The sequence below is a fragment of the Dyadobacter pollutisoli genome, assembly GCF_026625565.1.
GTDB lineage: Bacteria > Bacteroidota > Bacteroidia > Cytophagales > Spirosomataceae > Dyadobacter > Dyadobacter pollutisoli.
The window spans coordinates 1,255,108-1,271,681 of sequence record NZ_CP112998.1 but is presented as its reverse complement, the minus strand read 5'-3'; the positions used below and the strand labels follow the sequence as shown (position 1 = coordinate 1,271,681).

General features: G+C 49.2%; 9 protein-coding genes. 1 reads left to right on the top strand and 8 read right to left on the bottom strand.

Going from position 1 to position 16,574, the window contains the following annotated elements; genetic code table 11:
• Complete coding sequence (locus ON006_RS05345) at window positions 1-1,299, top strand: sugar MFS transporter (protein WP_244819506.1); 1,299 nt, start codon at window positions 1-3, stop codon at window positions 1,297-1,299.
• Here ON006_RS05345 and ON006_RS05340 read toward each other — a convergent pair.
• The 8 genes from ON006_RS05340 to ON006_RS05305 all read right to left on the bottom strand — a co-directional run bounded on the left by ON006_RS05340 (window position 1,296) and on the right by ON006_RS05305 (window position 16,536).
• Window positions 1,296-2,177 carry an AraC family transcriptional regulator gene (locus tag ON006_RS05340; RefSeq protein ID WP_244819507.1) on the bottom strand — a complete coding sequence of 294 codons (882 nt, stop codon included), beginning with the start codon at window positions 2,175-2,177 and terminating at the stop codon, window positions 1,296-1,298. The genes ON006_RS05345 and ON006_RS05340 overlap by 4 nt on opposite strands.
• Window positions 2,178-2,291: 114 nt before the next feature.
• Window positions 2,292-2,702, bottom strand: a complete 411-nt coding sequence (locus ON006_RS05335; protein ID WP_244819508.1) for a hypothetical protein — start codon at window positions 2,700-2,702, stop codon at window positions 2,292-2,294.
• A gap of 23 nt (window positions 2,703-2,725) precedes the next feature.
• Complete coding sequence (locus ON006_RS05330; protein ID WP_244819509.1) at window positions 2,726-4,696, bottom strand: primary-amine oxidase; 1,971 nt, start codon at window positions 4,694-4,696, stop codon at window positions 2,726-2,728.
• A gap of 17 nt (window positions 4,697-4,713) precedes the next feature.
• Window positions 4,714-6,003, bottom strand: a complete 1,290-nt coding sequence (locus ON006_RS05325; RefSeq protein WP_244819510.1) for an MFS transporter — start codon at window positions 6,001-6,003, stop codon at window positions 4,714-4,716.
• A gap of 256 nt (window positions 6,004-6,259) precedes the next feature.
• Entirely contained in the window at window positions 6,260-7,051 is a 792-nt protein-coding gene (locus ON006_RS05320) for a glucosamine-6-phosphate deaminase (protein WP_244819511.1), read from the bottom strand.
• 50 nt (window positions 7,052-7,101) lie between these two features.
• Window positions 7,102-9,939 (bottom strand): TonB-dependent receptor, encoded by a 2,838-nt coding sequence (locus ON006_RS05315; protein WP_244819512.1) that lies wholly within the window; start codon window positions 9,937-9,939, stop codon window positions 7,102-7,104.
• Window positions 9,940-9,968: 29 nt separating this feature from the next.
• A complete protein-coding gene (locus ON006_RS05310) occupies window positions 9,969-11,216 on the bottom strand; it encodes a D-glucuronyl C5-epimerase family protein (RefSeq protein WP_244819513.1) in 1,248 nt (415 codons plus the stop codon).
• Entirely contained in the window at window positions 11,203-16,536 is a 5,334-nt protein-coding gene (locus ON006_RS05305) for a glycoside hydrolase family 20 zincin-like fold domain-containing protein (protein ID WP_244819514.1), read from the bottom strand. The genes ON006_RS05310 and ON006_RS05305 overlap by 14 nt, the downstream gene beginning before the upstream one ends.
• Window positions 16,537-16,574: the final 38 nt, after the last annotated feature.

The window sequence follows — 16,574 nt, the reverse complement described above, 5'->3', positions numbered from 1 at the left end:
ATGGAAAAATCAGTAGTGATCGGCGCACCTGCCGGTTTCGAAAACAGCAGCCAGACCAAATACACCATTATCATCGGGATGTTGTTTTTTGTGTTCGGTTTCGTCAGTTGGGTAAATGCGGTACTCATCCCGTATTTCAAATTGGCCTGCCAGCTTACCATCCAGCAGGCAATGCTCGTCGCCTTTGCATTCTATGTTTCCTACTTCATCATGGCCTTCCCCTCTTCCTATATTATTAAGAGGACAGGCTACAAAAATGGAATGGTACTCGGCTTGTGGATAATGGCTTCCGGAAGCCTCATTTTTATTCCGGCGGCGATGCACAGGGTGTACGGTTTGTTCCTGGCCGGCTTATTCGTGCAGGCAACTGGGCTTACACTTCTGCAAACTGCCGCCAATCCGTACATTACCATTCTAGGGCCGATCGACAGTGCCGCGATGCGAATGAGCGTGATGGGTGTATGTAACAAGGTAGCCGGTGCAATCGCCCCGCTGTTGCTGCTTGGCGCGATTTCAAAAGATCCGGACGAAATCGACCGGCTCGTGGCTATGCTGCCAAACCTGTCAGCTCCGGAACAGGTCCGATTGCTCGATGACCTGGCTGCAAGACTGATCGTACCCTATGTGATCCTAAGTGTTACATTGCTGGTACTGGGTATTTTGATCCGCTTCGCGTCCCTGCCGGATATCGCCGATGAGGATATCAACGCGGAACCTGCCTCGACTGAGAAAACAAGCATCTTCCAATTTCCATATCTTTTGCTGGGCGCAGTAGCTATTTTCTTCGGATCGACGGTGGAGGTATTGGCAGTGGATTCGATCATCAACTACGGAGAATTTCAGGGAGCTACATTTAAGGAAGCCAAGTTCTTCTCTACCTATACACTCCTGATTATGATCGTCAGCTATATCATCGGGATCTTCACCATTCCCAGGTGGATCAACCAGCGGAAGGCACTTTTGTTTTCGTCTGTTATCGGTATTGTTTTTACGATGATTGCCGTGATGTCGGATGGAAAAGCTTCGCTTTGGATGATCGCAATGCTTGGACTGGGTAATGCGCTCATCTGGCCTGCAATATGGCCGCTGGCGATGGATGGACTGGGCAAATTCACCAAAACAGGTTCGGCTCTGCTGATCATGGGGCTGATCGGCGCCGCTCTTTCTCCCCTGGTTTATGGCGGGCTCAGTGACCGGTACAATCCTCAAATCGCCTATCTGGTGCTGATCCCATCTTATCTGTTCCTTTTATATTATTCCGTTTCCGGCTACAAGGTGGGTAAAAGCCGCCAAGGTTAGTTCGCCAGGTCTTCTATAAAAAACCGGCTGCGGTATTCCAGCGGGGTCTGCCCGGCGTACTTTTTAAAGACGGTCGCGAAATACTGGGATGATGAAAAATTGAGCTGGTAAGCGATATCCATCACATTGAACTCCCTGTGGTGGGCCAATTTTTTTTTCGCCCGCTCTATTTTCCTTCGCTGAATATAATCCATGGGCGTCACCCCGACTTCATTTTTAAACCATCTTTTAAAATGGGATTGGGAAATCCGGTGGTGGCTGGCGAGTACGGGAATAGAAAGATTTGTATCCAAATAGTCTTCAATGTATTTTTTCACCCTTTCGATTCTCAGGCTATTGCCGGGCTGGTTCCGGGCTGTCTCTGAGCATACTACGACCAGTTGCAATAACTGAGCGAGCCGGATGTGGATCGATAATCTGTCAAAATCGGTAGCGGTTTCTTTGCCGAACTGAAAGATTTCGTCCAAATATTTCCGGATCATCGTGTTCCCTCTGAAATGTCTGGCAGGAAGGTTTTTCAGCGCATTTAGCAAACTGGCTGCGTTTTTACCGCTGTAACCCAGGAAATGGCTGATATCTGCTGGAATCTCAATCTGAAGCCAATACACAATTCCCTTTTCCTCCGGCTGGTCGGCGGTGCTGTGCTGCTCATTGGGGAAAGTTACAAATAGGTCACCGCCCCGGATCATGAATTGTTGCTGCCCCACTTCATAAACCTGCTGGCCTCTGTCGCAATAAACAATTTCCATGATGCTCTCATGCATATGGGGCTGCAAACTGCTGGACGCACCATAGTATGAATACCTTCCAAGCAGCACCGCATTGTCCACCCCCAGCGCGCCCAGATCCAATATGGTACGTGTCGATTTTGTTTTCATTGCCTGACCTTCTTACGTTTTTACCCTGCAATTTAAGTTGCCCCGCCGGGGCCTGCGATAATTTTTAATGCCTATCATTATGCTGTAAACAGGTATTCGCCCTGGAACTACCTGCTATAAAAACGAACGACTGCAAATCCTGCGCGACTGCCATAGCTGGATAACTGAACCGGTTGCCAGGAATAATAATCCCGCATAGCTCAAAGCTTCTTTCAATAACCAAACCTTCCCCATAAAAAGCAGCCCACCTCCCACCATCAGCATCACAAATGCAGGATAGCTGCCCATTTTGCGGGCTTTCAGGTAGGCTACCATAAGATTGATGACGAGCAGCGACAGCAATACCGGCATAACCCACGAAGCATAACTTCGAAAAGAGATCCCAAATATGCTGAACAGGTTCAGATAGGCAGCCAGGCATAAACTGCATTTGGGCAACAACAACATACCGATTGCGGCAGCCATTTTGATCGCCTCATGCATCCAGCCAAAAGGCCGTCTTAGGATATCTCCGTTTCTCTCCATCGCCAGATTCCCTTAAGCGTTTTTTAATGACAGCAGGAAGGTCCCGGTGCTGCGTTTCCGGCTTTCTGGGGAACAGACGGCGGCACATCGTTGGCAGGATTTTGGGTAAAAAATCCGTTTGGCTTTAATAAAAATCCAATATACGCCGTGGGCATCACCGGATAATCCTCCATTCTCGGAATATGGGTATGCCCCATGGTATACCAAATCACGATATCCTGGTCGGCCACATTCCGGTCCTGTTCTGTCCATTTGATCAGTCCGTCGCCGCCCTGATGCTGATTGGGATAATCCCCGGCAGCAAACATTTCGGACTCTTCAAACGGTGTGACCCACAAATGGTTTTGTACAAATCCTGCCCTGCGGTACCAGCTGGTGCGCTCGTTAGCGAATGGAAAACAGTTATCCCCCGGCATCAGCTTGTAGCCAACCGGCTCGCCCAATGCATTTTTGGAATTGGGGTTGACTATTTTCCAGGTTCGGGCTGTGGGCAAGTTCATTTTTCTTCTTGCATTCTTCTCGGTATCCAGCAGGGTTGCTTTTGCATAAAATGCGTTTTCAAAAGGATTGCCCTCCCCTTCCTCTTCGGCGACAACATCCAGCTCATATACTGAATTGGATTCTCCGTCCAGATCAAAATCAAGGCGCATGTTGAAAAAATGCTGATGGTTGGGCGCGTAAACCTGCGGCGCAACCAGCGTACCGTATTTGGATTTCACACCTTCGGGCAGGGTTCCAAGCGATAAAATCCCAGTCAACTTGATCTCAAACTGGATATTCCCATCCTGATAGAGATACCAGAAAAACCCGTATTCATAATTTTCAACGGTCGAAACAGAGGATATCACCAATCTTCTCGACCGCCTTACCTCGGCTTTTCCATCGCGGCGGTCGGTGTGTTTCCAAAGAATCCCGTAATCTTCTTCGTGCATGCATATCGCGTTCCCGATCGTCACGATCTCGCCCCGGCTGTTGTTCATCACTGCATCCAGGTAATGAATATAACCCAGGCAATCGCAGCCCAATGTGAGGCTGTTGGCACATTGCCCCATGCCATATTCGCCGGTATCAAATGCATTTTTACGTTTCTGCGTAGACGTCGGATCACCATAAGGCACTACCATTTCGGAAAGGGAGGCGCGGTAGAGGATCGATCGCACATTGCCTTCGTCGTTGTAGGTAATGTTGTGTAAAACCAGCCCTTCCCTTGAATTGAAACCCACTACGAAATTCCATTTCTGCCACGCCACTTCGTAACCATTGACTGTGAAACTTGGCCCTTCGGGTTGTGAAATTTCCAGCGGCTTGATATCCGCCCGGAACGTTTTCACGCGATCGGCGCGGTAATTGGCCGACTGCTGCGGAAGCGGGGTATAGCCATAATCCTCAATGCGGATCAGTTTCATCAGCCGCAAATCCACTACCGGGCGCAAACCTTCGATTGGCCGGGCGTAACCATTGTCGGTTTCATCGCTTCTTACAAAACAAAGCGGACGCGCCAGCCGCAGGTTACTTTCCTCTTCCGCTCCGTAGTTACCCGCAGTCCAGATATCGATCATGACCAGTTCGGGATTGGTCACGCCGTGTTTTTTTAAAGCTTCGGCAAAAGCGGGATCATTTTTGATCACTTCTTCACATTCAATCTGTTCGTCGGCGGTCATGGTAGGCTGCACACCGTCGATCGAATTCCACTTGATGATCTGCTCTTCATTGATCAGCGCGGTAACTTCGTGAGTGACGCCGGTCAGACTATCGTAAATGACTGCGAATGTAGCCCTCGCGGGTGCTTCTCCCCCATTGGCGTACCTGGCAACCTCGGCTTTGGTAGGTTCTTTGAGTACAATAGAGACAAAACGGGTCGTGTTGTAGGGAAGACCTTTTTCACGGCGGATAAATGCAACAAACTTGCTGATTTCCTCAGCAGTAAGCGATTGCAGCGGATGTAGTACAGGAGTGACGGTTTTCATAAGTAGTACGGGAGTGATGGTTTTCATACATTGAGTCGATATACTTAAAGCTCCACAGGCTTCATCCTGGGAGTGATGAAATGGATTGTCAGCCAGGCGATCAGAAAGGATACGCCGCACACAATGAATATGATGTTGTAACCCGCGACCAGATTACCTGCTTCTTTGTAAAAATCAAGGGTATAACCAATGAACAATGGGAACAAAACCCCGCCAATTGCACCCGCCATCCCGCCAATCCCGATCACGGAGCTGACAGCGCTCTTGGGAAGCATATCGGATACAATGGTGTAGATATTGGAACTCCAGCCCGCGTTACCCGCAACTGCCAAACCAATAAGCCCCACAGCCACCCACATATCAGACACAAAACGCGCCCCGATAATGGGTACCACGCAAAGTGCAGAAATCAACAAAGCAACTTTGCGCGCTTTGGAAACCGACCAGCCCTTTTTAATAAACCAGGAAGAAAGCAAACCGCCTCCGATCGCGCCAACCGTTGCCGCCGAATACACGATCACCAGCGGCAAACCCGGCTTTTTGAGATCCAGATTGAAAGTGGTACTGAAATAAGAAGGCAGCCAGAACAGGAAAAAGTACCAGATTGGATCGGTCAGGAATTTTCCCATGATAAAAGACCAGGTCGGTTTCAGGGTGAAAAGCTTTGTCCAGGGGATCTTTTCTGCCGGGGTAAGGTCCTCATTGACTTCATCATCAATACGGATGTAGGCAAGTTCTTCGGCTGACAATTTTGCATTGTTGTCGGGATGCTGGTAAATCAATCGCCACGCAACCAGCCAGATAAAACCGATCGCGCCGGTGATGATGAATGCCGCCTGCCAGCCGTAAACGCCCAAAAGCCAGGGGACCAGTATCGGAGCAACACACGCACCGATGTTGGACCCTGAGTCGAAAATACCCGTCGCCAGCGCCCTTTCCCGTTTCGGAAACCATTCGGTCACTGTTTTCACTGCCGCTGGGAAGTTCCCGGATTCTCCGATTCCCAATGCAGCCCTCGCAATGCCAAAACCCAGCGAGCTGGTCACCAAAGCATGGCACATCGCCGCAACACTCCATATTGTAACGGAAATGGTATACCCCGTTTTAGCCCCAATCCGATCCACAACCCGACCGAAAACCACCAGACCTATCGCATAAGTTGCCGAAAAAGCCATCACGATATAACCGTAATCCTGCTCCGTCCATCCGTACTGCAATTCGAGTACGGGTTTTAACAATCCCAATACCTGCCGGTCGAGGTAATTGATCGTCGTGGCAAAGAACAACAGTGCGCAGATCGCCCACCTGTAATTTCCGGTCGCATTGTTTAGCATTGTTTGGGTTAGGGTTATTTGGGTTTGTCAAAAAAGTAAAATAAAGTGAGTTGCTGACACGATCATCTTTTGAGCAGATTAACATTACATAAGCAAAATTCGATTGCTTATGCAGATTGTCCCGGTGCGCTGCACCTTGAATGGTCAGGTTTTTTGCACGCTAGGTACATAAATGATCTTTAGATTGAACACGAGGTGCAGCGCACCGAAACAATTATGTTTTTGCCTCTGTTGGTGTTATTACCAACATGCCCCCCTACTCAAAAACAACACTCGACTCCTGAAAAACCATCTCCGCGCTAGCCTTGTCCAGGAACAAGACTGCATTGGGCAAAGTACGCATGATGGAAGAGGGATATTGTTCCGAAATTTCATCCACCAAAGTATGATATACCGCCTGGGCTTTGGAGGGGCCGGGTACCATGCTGTAAATGGCTTTTGCTTTCAGCAGGGCAGGGACGGTTAGCGTGTAGGCTACCTTTGGGACTTCTTCCAGTGTGTCGAAACAACCCTCATTCACCTGCTGCTGCCTGCTCTCAACATGCAGGTCTACCACCTTCACCAATTTACTTTCATTAAAATCGGCAACAAAAGGGTCATTGAATGCCAAATGCGTGTTCTCGCCAATTCCCATGCACGTAATGTCGGTCGGATATTGCAGTAGCAAGGCCGAGTAACGTTCGCATTCCACTTCCGGATCTGCCGCGCCTCCATCCAGGCGGAAAACGTTGGCAAATGGTACCTTATCGAAGATCTGGCCGCCGAGGAAATGGCTGAAGTGCTGTGGTGCCCCGACAGGCAAACCAATGTATTCGTCCATATGAAAAGCGTTGACGCGTGTCCAATCAATGTCCAGTGTGATCAGTTTGGCAAGAAATTCATTTTGGGAAGCAGCAGCGGCAAAAATGATATTCACTACTTCCTGAGTCTGATGCAGCTCGTTGATCTTGTCCGCCACCGTTTTTGCAGCATCATCGCCTAATTGTTCCCTGTTTTCAAAAATCCTGACTTCCAGCTGATCCGCTGTTCCTTTTTTAGTAATAGACATTTAAGAGATATTTTAAATTAATCGATATTTATATAGCGTTGTTTTTCAGTTCAGAACCTAAATTTCACCCCGGCGCGGCCCCAGAAAGAGTAGAACTGTTTCTGGTACATTCTGTTACGCTCCCCGAAATAGTCCGTTTGTGGCGCTTTGGTCAGGTTTTGTGCCTCCACATAAAAGGAGATCTTGTCGGTGATCCGGTAACTAGCATTGGCGTCGATCTGGATCCGCTGGTTACGGATCACGTCGGTCGCATCCTGGTCGCCAAGCAATACCGTGTATGCCCCATTGTAGTTGAGGTTACCCTGGATGGTGAATTTCTTGTGATTGAAAGCCAGCGAACCATTGGCAGTGTGATCTGCCTGGCCGGGCAGCCGGAGGTCTTTGCGGAACTGCGCGTCGGCATTGGAATGGGTATAGGTGTAATTGGCCATCAAAGAAATCCCTTTCAGTATCCCTGGCAGGAAGGTCAGATTAGCCTGTACATTCAGCTCCATACCCAGCACATTGGCACTTTCGCCGTTTAAGGTTCTAAACCATCTCCATCCTTCATAACGCTCTGCACCGTCAAATTCGTTTCCAGCCAATGCAAACACACTGTTGTACTGAAACTTGTTGATTTTTTTATAGAAGAAACCTCCTGAAATGATACCCAGGTTATCGAGGTATTTTTCATACATCAGATCCAGATTGGTCGAAAACGCGGGTTGAAGCTGCGGGTTTCCATCGGTAATGGTTTCACTCAGGATGCTGATCAGCCTGCCCGGTACCAGGTCCACAAAGTTGGGGCGCGAGTAGCCGTAAGTGAGTGCCGCGCGTACGAGCGAAGATTTGTCGATATCGTACTTGAACTGAACATTCGGAAGTACTTTCAGGTAATCATTGGTCTGCTGATTGGGCGTGGTCGAAGCCCAGTTTCCATCGGCGTCGGTCTGGATAATATTCCCCTTGTAATCCACATTGGTTTTCTCCATTCTTACCCCGATCAGGAACATCAGCTTATTAAACTGGATCCGGTTCATCAGGTAGGCGGAAGAAACGGTTTCAAGGGCATCGTAGTAGTAAGAATCGATGCTGTTTCTGGTTGCGCCTACGTTGATTGGAAAGAGGTCGGTGCCAAGGTTGTCATTCAGGAAATTGATCGTTTTGTCTTTATTGACACCCAATCCGAAATTGGTATTTCCATCCAATAACTCATCAGAAACTTCCAGCGAACCCGAGAAATTGGTCAGCTTTCCAGCTGCGGCATCGCCTGCGTAAGTGGTCACAATGGTTTCGTCAGGGCGGGAGCGTTCGTTATGCATGCGTTTTACCTTCACACCAGCCTTGAAAAAAGCCGAATTATTGCCGATCTGATAAGGAACACTTGCATTTAAACGGGCCGTAAAATTGGTACCATTGGTATTCCACCAGTCGCGTTCCACGGTATTGTAGGTATAAAGGGAAGCATCGTTTTTCCAGTCCGTGCCGGAAGCTGACAAATAGTCGGTGCTGATATCGGAAATGGACAGCGGGATGTTGCCGGTGATGTAGTTATAGATACCCGACTTGTTTACAAACTTGGATTTGTTCATAAAAACCCCTGCATCCAGCTTCACTTTACCTACCACGGTTTCACCCTGGATATTGAAATTCAGGTTGCTGTTGTCCTCGGTCGCAGCCTTGATCTCGTTATAACCCCGTCCCCTCGAATTGGTAAATACCCCGTCCTCTCCCAGCACATTCCGTGCCGTCTGCATCCGGGTACGTTTGCGGTAACGGGTCAGTTCGTTATTGTGGGTGCTGTACATGAAATTGGCAATGATATTGGTCGTCGGGCTGAAATTGTAATCGACGGTGGCCGAAGTACCAATCCGTGTCCGCTGGTTTTCCACATATAAAAGACGGATGTCGGTAGGGAAATAAATTGCTCCTTTTCCATAATCGTTCTGCTCCCAAACCTGCGCCCTGATCTCGTCATAACCGTTTTTGGTACGGAAATAGCTTCCCGTCGCAATCACGCCCAGCTTACCGTTTGGACTGCTCTCGCTTGCCAGGAAACGTTTGCCCCATGATGCATTTCCAATCCCGTTCAGGTTGCTGCGCAGGTTATTGTAGCCTGCCCCTAAGTCAACCGCAAATCTTGATTTCAAAGTAGCAGCCGTCGGGGTTTTCATATTTACCACACCTGCGATTGCATCGCCATCCAGATCGGGCGTAAGCGTTTTCACTACCTCCATCGATGAAAGCACATTGATGGGGATCACGTCCAATTGCGCGTTCCGGGAGCCGTCTTCCTGGGTTCCCATGATCTGCTCGCCATTCACATTGATATTGGTAAAATTGCCCGGCGTGCCACGCATTTGCACCGTCGCACCTTCCCCGCTGCTGTTCCGGCCAATGGTAACCCCCGGCAGACGCTGCAATGACTCGGCTACGTTCAGATCGGGATAACGTCCCATGACATCGGCAGAAATCACCTGCTTGATGTTGTCCGAATTGCGTTGCTGGTTCAGCGCCTTGCGCTGGCCTTCGAGCAGTGCGGTGACAGTTACCTCGCCCAGGTTCAGGTCAGCCGATTTCAGTTTGGCGTTCGCAAAAACAGTCTTGCCGGCAATGACGCCAACCGATTGTTCATCAGGCGCAAATCCCATGTAATTGATCGTGACCGTCTGCGCGCCGGCAGGAACATTGACCAAGGAATAGTTTCCTGCCAGATCGGTAACGCTACCGATATTGGTTCCTTTGATAAAAACGGAAGCGCCCGGAAGAATTTCACCGTTGACACCCGTCACCTGCCCTTTTACACTGCCGTGGCTTTGCTGCGCAAAAACAGGCGAACCGGAAAAAAAGAGCAAAAAAGCGGCCAACATACCCGCGAGGGTACCATAGTTCGTGAGTCGTTTTTTCATAAAGAATCGAGAGCGGTTATAAGTAGGATTTATTTGAATTTGTAGCCGATGTAATCTACCAGGAAGCGAAGGGCAAACGTGCTTCCGGTGTCACGGTTGGTGAGCCACGCTTTGCCTTTTCTGAACCGGATGCGGGTTTCGAGCACCGCGCCACGCAGGTTAGGATCTGGATGGTCCTGTGCGTAACGGTTTTTCAGGATCCAGCCGGCCGATTTTTCGATGTTTTGGTCAAATTGCTTGTAGCCGTTTTGGGAAAGCTGCATCCAGACGATCCCGGCCAATGCCGTGGCCGAACCGGTGATGGACCCTTTATCCGGCTGCCTGCCGTTGAGGTAGTTATCGTAATAGATCGTGCCGTCGTTTTGCTGTGCTTTGGCGAAAACCTCGGCCGTACGGGAAGCTGCGTCCAGGTATTTTTTATCCCCGGTGAGCTTGAATGCCTGGATCAGCGATTCGGCGTACCACAATGAAAAACGCGGGTGAAACGAGCGGGCTTCTGCCGAATTGGGCATAAAGCTCATCCAAACGCCTTCCGGGCCTTGTTTTTCGATCAGACTATTGCACAGATTGATGAAAGCATCTTTGAACTTTTTATCCCCCGAAAATTCAAATGCATCTTTGAACAGCCAGCCTTCGGTATTAGGCCGAGAAACGTCAAACAAAGTTTGCTCGGCCTTGTTCTTCCAAAACGGGCTGTTCTCTTTAAGCACTTCGCCGGTTTTCGCATCGATATTATCGTAGCAAATGCCGTTTTCGGCATCGTACATATTTTTCATCATCCAATAAGCCGCCGACGTGGCGACTTTGGCGTATTTGTCATTTTTGGTTACCCGCGATAGCTCGTAAATGCCAGGGGTACCATCGGAAACGGTAGCAAAAATGATGAAATCCTCACCTATCGTATCGCCATGGTGGGCGTTCACCATGCCTTTGAGCACCGGATGGTTTTTGATTTCCAATCCAGCCCAATACTCTCCGCCTTTGATCGCAGCGACCAGGTATTTTTTGTTGCCTGTTTGCTTATAAGCTGCCAGCAACGCGTTGACCGCCTGACCGGTATGCCAGGGGACTTCATATTCGTACCATTTCCCCTCGGTCATATTGTAATCGCATCTCGATCTGCCTTGCTCGTCCATCATCGGGCCGGAAATGTATTGGGCAATCTGGTCAACGGCCAACAGATAATCCTCTTTTTTCACCTGCCCACAGGCAACGTTTGCCGAAAGCGAAAAAAGCAAGAACACGAACAAATAACGATTTGGGTTATTCCACTTCATAGGTTTTGTTTTTAGAATTCGTCTGGTATTTATGCTTGGTGTTTACGACCGGCAGATCGTCGCTGAGCCGCATGCTGAATGTCCAGGGCGCGCCGGTTTTTTGGGGTATTTTCAAAACAAATAAATGCGTACCCTTGCCCAGGGAAACAGGCATCCTTTGCTCAACGGCCCTATTCCCGCCTCCTGCAATCGCGGCTATTTTTTCTCCGTCGCAAAAAACCTCAGTCCCCGCAGTCGATGTTACAAAAACCTCATCGACACTTTTGCCGGTTACATTCAAAGTGCAGTACGCATAACCGGTTGCGGCCTTTGTTTTTCCAAAATAGTTGCTCAAATCAATCATTCCGCCGCTTTTGGAAGCGAATTTGTGCCAGCGATAGTTTTTCCGTTTGTAAGTTGCAATGCCTCCGGGGATCGGTGGCTTGTTGTATTCTTTGTTTTCTGAATAAAGGAATGAGGGTACGCTACCTTCTTTTTCCGAAGGAAACGGCCCGCTCAGCAGCCAATAGGTGAAGAAGGTATGTGGCGTTTCCAAAATATCAAATCCAATCTCAACGGGAGCAGGCAAAACCAGCTTACCCGAAGGTTTCACAGCCTTTGCAAGTTCCGTTTCCAGTCCCGCCAATGCACTGATTTTGACATCATAAGTACCCATTACCACATCGAGCCAGTAGGGTTGGTTCTCGTCCAGCCAGCTTTTCCGGTAATTATTTTTTAAAACAACATACCTTTCTTTGAGCCTCTTCACTGCATCTGCGGATTGCTCTACCAATTTTTTAGCCTTCGCAGGTTTTTCCGTTTTCCAGACAAAAGCCTGTTTGTAGGTCGCCGCAGCCGAGGCTAATATTTTTCGTGAATCCATCATTAAAGTGTACTGGGCAATCGAATGTTCGAGGGTATGGATATCGCCGGTATTGAATTGTGGTTTTGCATTCGCCAGGAGGCTTGAAGCTTCTGCAAGGATCTTTTTGGCTTCTGGTACCGAGGTATTGTTCAGCCACAGCGACTGCCCTTTTTGTGGCAGCAACTCCTGCTGCCACAAAACATCATTCATATTGTAGGTAAGCGGCAAGCTTCTCAATTCCAATAATTTGAATACTGATTTTACATAATCGCTATTGAGAGATCCGTATGCCGCCAGACTGTACCGGCTATCGAAATCAGTTTCATTTTTCACGGCCAGGTTCCAGCTTTTTTCAGCTGCGGCGTACACACCATACCAGTCGGCCGAGAAAAGATAGGTACCCCCATCGTCCCACAAAGTCGTAAATGCACCCGTGGCCCCCTGCGCTTTTCCTGCTTCCATGAAACCTTTGATATTGGCCTTCGCCATCACCATATCAGGAAACATCCGGTACGAATTCAGCACGCCCGGGCACACCATGAATTCCAGCCCGCGGCTTGCAAAAGGTTTGATCCAATGGTCGTAGCTCTTGGCCTGGCCGTATTCCCAGGTCAGGTACACCACGTCTTTGGGCAGCATTTCGGGGATCTTTTCATATTGAATTGCCACATCTCCCCAAAGCATCATTTTTTTGTTGTGTTTTTTCAAAACCCCGTACAAGAAATTCAGGTGATCTGCATAAAACCGGTCTGCGCCAATGCTGTCGATATATGCTTTTGATTTTCCTTTGTTCAGATCAAATGTTTCGTCGCAATTCACATTAAACCATGGCGCGTTAAATGAATCTGCCAGTTCCCTGATCACATCTTCCAGAAACTGCCTGGCTTTGGGATCGAGCGGGGAAATCAGCGAGCCGGTTTCGCCCATGGATTTGTATTGCGGCACAGCCAGAATTTTCTCAAAATGCCCGAAAGACTGAAAACTGCCAATCAGTTTCATGTGGAATTGCTCCGCATAAGCGGATAGCTCACGGATCTGCGGAATAGTCAGCTTCCCGTCTTTGGGCGCAAAGTCCGGGTGGGACAGCGGCTGTACAATGTGCTCGATGTAGAAGGAAAGGTAGTTGATCTTCAACTCCGCCATTCTTTCGATTTGTTTTTTGATATAACCGATGGTCGAAATAGGTCCGCGGCTGATGTCATCAAAAATCACCCTGGTAGCGAAAGCAGGCCAATCCGCAATGAAAAGCTCTTGTTTCCAGCCTGCGCGCGTAAGTTGGCGTAAGGTCTGCAACCCGTAGAAAAGTCCGGTTTCGGTATTGGCGGCGACCGTTATTTTTCCGGACCGAGCTTGTAAAAGGTAACCTTCCGCCCCAATGCTATCGCGGTAAGGTTTTGATTTCGCTAAAAATGCAGTATCCGCAGCAGACAGATCTTTGAGCAAAACCAGCTCAATCACCTGTTTTTGCTTTGTGACTACGCCATTTATTGCGGGCTTATATGTTTCCCAATGCGCTTTCAGTCGCTGCAACGGTCCATCGTTCAGTCCGGTTGCTTTGAAATCGGCCGAAGCCGCAAAAGACATTGAATTTCCTCCCTGCTTCACCACCTGAGGAAAAGGAAGTACCGGCAGCACGCCGGCGACCGTATATGCATATTGGATCGTTGCAACATTGTTATAGGAATTCAATTCCTGACCTTCACTTTTCACCTTCACCGTGATCTGATTCTGACCGGCCCTTGGATTGAAATTGAAATGCACAGTCTGTACACGTGGTACCAGATCATTTGGGGCGTCGATGGGCGCCACTGTTGCGCTGTCAGAAACTGAGTCATTTACAATCAGATATACTATTGACTTACCCGATTGCGCATTTCCAATGTTATGTACGTTAGCCTCAATACCCGGTTTATCCACATTTTTCGAAACCTGGATATCCCCGGCAGCAATCGCAATATCTGGTAATGCAGTTTTATTCGGCTCAGATAATTTCTCCGGATCTATCCTGACCACTACCTGACTTTTCGCAGGAAGGGCAATCCGGATCACCCCGACCCGCTCCCGGATCGTAACCAATGCTTCGTGAATCAGCTTTTCAGCTACGGTATCATCGTTTTCGTCGGTTCCAATGTGCAGCTTATATTGGCCGGGTGCCAACATCCAGGTATTCATTTCCACCTGCTTTGCACCTCCCGCATTGTAAAGCGAAACAACTGCCGAAGAACGGTCGCCCTTCCTGACGAATACGGATACGTTTCTGCCTGTATTTTTCCAGGAGGCTACCAATGCGGGATATTCAAAACCTCTTCCGAAATGGCCTGTGTACATGCCAGTCAGCAGGTCGCTTCCCCTCACATACACGCGGTCGGTAAATTTCACCTCGCTGGTCAGTAGCGGGAAATTGTAGCGGAGGGAATTCAGGATCTGGTCAAAACCGCCGAGCAGCTCCCTCACATCGCCGGTGAGCTGGTACTTATTATAAGGCGAGGCATATAGGCTGATCAGCCGGTTGTATTGCTTGTCCCCGCTCAGTTTGGCGGTCATGGCAAACAAGTTACCAAACGGATTTGCCCCGGCTGTTCTATCGTCACCCCCGGCCGTCAGTGTTTGTTCTACCCATTTCAACGAGCCGGGCTGGGCTGTTTCCATTTCTTCCTCCCGGCTTGTCATCAATTCCGCCACCTTATTGATCGGGTTCAGAAAAGATTTGTCTCCGGTCAGGTCATGCAAGCCGTTCAGGAAACTGTAAAGTTCTGCGATGTGGCCCAGATGGCCCCATTGGTAGTAATTGTAACGTAGTCCGGGGTCGTACCATTTGTCTGAATCACCTCCGATCCTCTCGTTTTTAAAAGATACGGCTGGCGGAATAATGCCCGAAGGTTTGCCGTTTTCAGTTCTTCCTGCGTCGGCTACCCACGCATTGGCCCACTCGGAAAATTGGCGGATTAACGTAGGGTTACGGTTGTACCAGGCTGCCCATAATCCGGTGAGCAATGCCCTGGCATTCAGGGGAACGTCCACGCCGTAAGGCGATTTCTCCCATGTTTCGGTCGAGGAGAAATAATAAGATTTAAAATGCCGGTGTCCCAAATGCGTGGTACCTGTCCATACTTTATCAAAATTCTGCATGCTGATCATCGCGCGCTCCACATAAGCCGGATCGCCGTAACGCACCAAAAACATTCCAGCGTGTGAATCTCTGAAAAGCTCAGCGGCGTGCTCTACGTCGTCAATTTTTTTGTCATAACCCCTTACAAGCTCCCCGCTGTTCCAGATCCCGTCGGCCAGGCGGGTGTAACCCTTGCGGACAGTTTCATCGTCCGCACCCAGGATCGCGGGCAACCACCAGCGAAGCATTTCCACATCATCGGCATACTTTCCGCCCAGTTCGCCATTGGGAGCCTGGCGCTGGTTGACCCACCAATGAATTACTTTTAGCATTCGGCCCATTGCTTCGCGCTGGAACCTGGCCCAATCCGGCGCATTTTGCATATCCACATCCGAAACGTACGGATCCTTGATCTGATCGCCTTGGTACATTCGGATCAGCTCGTGGTCGGGAAAGGCTTTCGACAGTTCGTTGAAGAACACAGGCGCCTTACTTTCTGCAAGCAACTCACTGTCCTCTTTATCAAGCCAATAATGTATTCTGGCCAAAAGGTAAAGCGACTTATAGTACAATGGAGATGCCCGATCGGTCACGACCTGGTCCAGCAGATCGATCGCCGCGTACATGCGCTGGATCTGGCTCATCCTGGTTTTTCGCACTTCCGCCGACCAGCCTGCCTGCTCGTAAAATGTCGCGGCAGTGATGTGTTTTTGCAAGATATCCAACCGGCTTTCCAAAACGGAATTGCCGGGATCGTTTCGAAGTTCTTTCTCCAATGATAGTGCTACGGAAGTCATTTCGGACAGATCCGTTTCCGGTGCTTTGGTAAAAGTATTTAACGGCCAGTCTGCCACTGGCCTGAATTCCAGGCTGTATATACCTGCTAATTGGGCAGGTCCGGTCCCTTTTACTTTGACAACCGCCCCTTTACTTCCAATTGTCACTTTCCTGCGGACAGAGCGGTACGGAAGCCGGTACCAGGGAACAGTGATATTTGCCAGAGCGCTATCGTTCACCATCATTTCCATGAGCATTGCCTGCTCTCGGGGATAACCCACCGTTAATGACACAAAGTACTCGCCCGGCGGAACATCCGCCCTAAACACCAAACTTCCTTTACCGGTAACCCCATCCTGAAAAAGCGAATCAGGGATGCGGTTGTACGTGGTATCGAAAGCCTGCCCGGGAGCCGACAGCCAGCCATAGCCGCGCTCTTTGGAATATTTTGTGGCCGGTGTGATGCGAATGAAACCACTTTCGACTTTGGAAACCGGAGTTCCCATATCGAACAAAAAATAATCAGCCTGCCTTCCATTTGCATGACAGAAGGTAAATAGCGCTCCAATGAGCAGACCGATGATTCTCACTAACGACAATATATATACGTTAACTGGTTTAACTTTTG

Bases quoted from the DNA above. Each gene is read 5' to 3' on its own strand.
- ON006_RS05325 (WP_244819510.1), bottom strand. From the start codon at position 6,003: ATGCTAAACAATGCGACCGGAAATTACAGGTGGGCGATCTGCGCACTG.
- ON006_RS05315 (WP_244819512.1), bottom strand. From the start codon at position 9,939: ATGAAAAAACGACTCACGAACTATGGTACCCTCGCGGGTATGTTGGCC.
- ON006_RS05340 (WP_244819507.1), bottom strand. From the start codon at position 2,177: ATGAAAACAAAATCGACACGTACCATATTGGATCTGGGCGCGCTGGGG.
- ON006_RS05335 (WP_244819508.1), bottom strand. From the start codon at position 2,702: ATGGAGAGAAACGGAGATATCCTAAGACGGCCTTTTGGCTGGATGCAT.
- ON006_RS05310 (WP_244819513.1), bottom strand. From the start codon at position 11,216: ATGAAGTGGAATAACCCAAATCGTTATTTGTTCGTGTTCTTGCTTTTT.
- ON006_RS05320 (WP_244819511.1), bottom strand. From the start codon at position 7,051: ATGTCTATTACTAAAAAAGGAACAGCGGATCAGCTGGAAGTCAGGATT.
- ON006_RS05330 (WP_244819509.1), bottom strand. From the start codon at position 4,696: ATGAAAACCATCACTCCCGTACTACTTATGAAAACCGTCACTCCTGTA.
- ON006_RS05345 (WP_244819506.1), top strand. From the start codon at position 1: ATGGAAAAATCAGTAGTGATCGGCGCACCTGCCGGTTTCGAAAACAGC.